The sequence below is a fragment of the uncultured Dechloromonas sp. genome (genome assembly GCF_945957265.1).
Lineage (GTDB): Bacteria > Pseudomonadota > Gammaproteobacteria > Burkholderiales > Rhodocyclaceae > Azonexus.
In genome coordinates, this window is record NZ_CAMFKO010000069.1 from 1 (window position 1) to 3,622 (window position 3,622).

Consider the following 3,622-nt stretch of genomic DNA (forward strand, 5'->3'; position numbering starts at 1 on the left):
GCCCCCGGTGCGCTTCAAGCCATGCACCAGCGTCGCGATGCGGATCGCCCCGGTGGCCCCCAGCGGGTGGCCGAGCGCGATCGCCCCGCCCAACGGGTTGATCTTCGCCGGGTTCAGCCCCAGTTCCTGGGTCACCGCCAATGCCTGCGCGGCGAAGGCTTCGTTCAACTCGATCCAGTCCAGGTCGTCCTGCTTGATCCCGGTCTGCGCCAGCACCTTGGGAATCGCCGCAATCGGCCCGATGCCCATGATCTCCGGCGCCACGCCGCCCACCGCGTAGCCGGCGAAGCGGGCCAGCGGGGTCAGGTTGTGCTGCTTGAGGATCTTTTCCGAGACGAGCATCACGGCACCGGCGCCGTCCGACATCTGCGAGGAGTTGCCGGCGGTGACCGAGCCCCGGGCGTGGAACACCGGCTTGAGCTTGCCCAGCGTCGCCAGCGAGGCGTCGGCACGCGGGCCTTCGTCGGTGTCGACGGTGCGCTCGCGCTGTTTGACCTGGCCGCTATTGAGGTCGGGCAGGCTTTCGCGGATGGTGTGCGGCGTCGTCTCGGCCTTGAAGTGGCCGGCGGCGATGGCGGCGCAGGCTTTCTGGTTGGAGGCGACGGCGAATTCGTCCTGCGCCTCGCGGCTGATCTTCCACTGCTGCGCGACTTTCTCGGCGGTCAGGCCCATGCCGTAGGCGATGCCGATGTTTTCTTGCTGGGAGAAGACGAGCGGGTTGATGGCGATCTTGTTGCCCATGATCTGCGGCATCGCACTCATCGATTCGGTGCCGGCGGCGATCATCACGTCGGCCTGGCCGAGACGGATGAGGTTGGCGGCGTCCGACACGGCTTGCACGCCGGAGGAGCAGAAGCGGTTGATGGTGATGCCCGGCACGGTGATCGGCAGCCCGGCGAGCAGCGCGCCGATGCGGGCGACGTTCATGCCCTGCTCGGCTTCCGGCATGGCGCAGCCGACGATGACGTCGCCGATCAGCGCCGGATCGACGTCCGGTACCTGGGCGACGACGGATTTGATGACGGCGGCCAGCATGTCGTCCGGACGGACGTTCCGGAACATGCCGTTGCGCTTGGCGACCGGCAGGCGGGTGGCGGCGACGATGTAGGCGTCTTGGATTTGTTTCATGGCGGTTAGTCCTTAGTTGTTAGTTAGTAGTTACGAGCAGTCATCAGTTGTCAGCGGTTTTTGCCAACAACCAACGACCAGCAACTAGCAACTAGTTCCTCAACGGTTTGCCGGTGTCCAGCATGTGCTGGATGCGGGCCTGGGTTTCGGGGGTCTTCAGGAGGTCGACGAACAGGCGGCGCTCGACGGTGAGCAGCCATTCTTCGTCGACCAGGCTGCCGGTTTCGATCTCGCCGCCGCACAGGGCGGTGGCGGCAGCCTTGGCGACCTTGTAGTCGTGGGCGGAGATCATGCCGCCTTCCTTCATGTTGATGAGCATCATCTCGAAGGTGGCGATGCCGGTCTTGCCGGCGACCGGGATGCCACGCGCTTTCTGCGGCGGGGCGTAGCCGGTGTCGGCCATGGCCCGGGCTTCCTTGATGGCGACGTAGAGGAGTTCGTTGGCGTTGAAGAGGATGGTGTCGGTGGGCTGGGCGAAGCCCATGTCGATGACTTCCTGCGCGCTCTTGGCGACCTTGGCCATGGCGATGGTCATGAACACCGGTTGCAGGTAGTTGAACACTTCCTTCGGGGTGGCCGAGCGGGCAGCCCAGTCGGCGGCGCGGATGGCGAATTCCTTGCAGCCGCCGCCGGCCGGGATCAGGCCGACACCGGCTTCGACCAGGCCGACGTAGCTTTCCAGGGCCATGACGCGCTTGCCGGCGTGCATGACGAATTCGCAGCCGCCGCCGAGGGCCATGCCTTGTACGGCGGTGACGACCGGGACCTGGGCGTATTTGAGGGTCTGCGAGGCGCGCTGGAATTTTTCGACGGTGGCTTCGAGGATGTCGAACTGGTTGGCGGCGATGGCGGCGCCGACTTGTTGCAGGTTGGCGCCGACGGCGAACGGGGCTTCGTGCCAGACGACGACGCCGTCGAGGCTGCCTTCGGCCTGGCGGACGGCGGCGATGACGCCGTCGAGGACTTCGTTGCCGATGGTGTGCATCTTGGATTTGATGGACAGGATGCCGATGCCGCTATCGACGGCGGGCAGCTTCCACAGGCGGACACCGTCGTTTTCATAGAGGGTTTCGCCGGATTGGTCCGGGGTGGCGGCGGCTTCGCCGAGTACGCGTTCGGGGAAGAGCTGGCGCTGGTAGACCGGCAGCGTGGAGCGCGGGATGTAGGCGTTCTTGCTGGCGGAGTAGGAGCCGGCGGCGGTGTGTACGCCAGTGCGCCCGGTTTCCAAGGCCCAGGCGGGCAGCGGCACGGCGCTCATGGCTTTGCCGGCGGCGATGTCGGCGGCGATGGCTTGGGCGGTGTCGGCCCAGCCGGCGGCTTGCCAGGTTTCGAAGGGGCCTTGCGTCCAGCCGAAGCCCCAGCGCATGGCGAGGTCGAGGTCGCGGGCGTTGTCGGCGACGTTTTCCAGCTGAACGGCGGCGTAGTGGAAGATGTCGCGGAAGATGGCCCACAGGAATTGGGCTTGCGGGTGGCTCGAGGCGCGCAGGGCGGCGAATTTTTCGGCCGGGTGCTTGATCTTGAGCAGGGCGGCGACGTCGTCGGCGATGGCGCCGGCGGAGGTGCGGTAGTCTTGCTGGTCGAGATCGAGGACCTGGATTTCCTTGCCTTGTTTCTTGAAGATGCCGCCGCGGGTCTTTTGACCGAGGGCGCCCTTTTCGATCAGGGCCTGGAGCCAGGCGGGAACGGTGAAGTGGCTGTGCCAGGGGTCGCCCGGGAGGGTGTCTTGCATGGTCTTGACGACGTGGGCCAGGGTGTCGAGGCCGACGACGTCCGCGGTGCGGTAGGTGGCGCTTTTCGGGCGGCCGATCTTGGGGCCGGTCAGGGCGTCGACGGTGTCGAAGCCGAGGCCGAAGGCCTGGGTGTGGTGCATGACGGCGAGGATGGAGAAGACGCCGATGCGGTTGGCCACGAAGTTGGGGGTGTCGAGCGCCCGGATGACGCCTTTGCCGAGGCGCGAGGTGAGCCAGGTTTCGAGGGCGTCGAGGGTGCCGCCGTCGGTGCTTTGGGTGCCGATGATTTCAACCAGGTGCATGTAGCGCGGCGGGTTGAAGAAGTGGATGCCGCAGAAGCGTGGGCGGATGCTTTCCGGCAGGCCTTGGGCCAGGGCGTTCATGGAGAGGCCCGAGGTGTTGGAGGCGACGATGGCGTGCGGCGCAATGTGCGGGGCGATCTTGGCGTAGAGATCGTTCTTCCAGTCCATGCGTTCGGCGATGGCTTCGATGATGAGGTCGCAGTCGGCCAGTTGCGCCAGGTGTTCGTCGTAGTTGGCGGCGTCGATGTATTGCAGTTTGGCCTTGCTGGCCAACGGCGCCGGGTCGAGCTTCTTCAGCCCGTCCAGCGCTTTCTTCACCACCCCGTTCTTGTCTCCTTCCTTCGCCGGCAGGTCGAACAACACCACCGGCACATCGGCATTCGCCAGATGCGCCGCTATCTGCGCACCCATCACGCCAGCGCCCAGTACGGCAGCTTTCTTCACGATCAGCTTGTTCAAGCG

2 protein-coding genes are annotated in these 3,622 nt (G+C 65.8%); both read right to left on the minus strand.

Annotated elements, in window-relative coordinates; all coding sequences use genetic code 11:
- Positions 1 to 1,128, minus strand: a 1,128-nt coding sequence (locus Q0P59_RS19635) for an acetyl-CoA C-acyltransferase (protein WP_295009573.1), incomplete at its 3' end; no start/stop codon positions are given.
- Positions 1,129 to 1,219: 91 nt separating this feature from the next.
- Complete coding sequence (locus Q0P59_RS19640; protein ID WP_295009576.1) at positions 1,220 to 3,619, minus strand: 3-hydroxyacyl-CoA dehydrogenase/enoyl-CoA hydratase family protein; 2,400 nt, start codon at positions 3,617 to 3,619, stop codon at positions 1,220 to 1,222.
- Between the last annotated feature and the right edge of the window lie 3 nt (positions 3,620 to 3,622).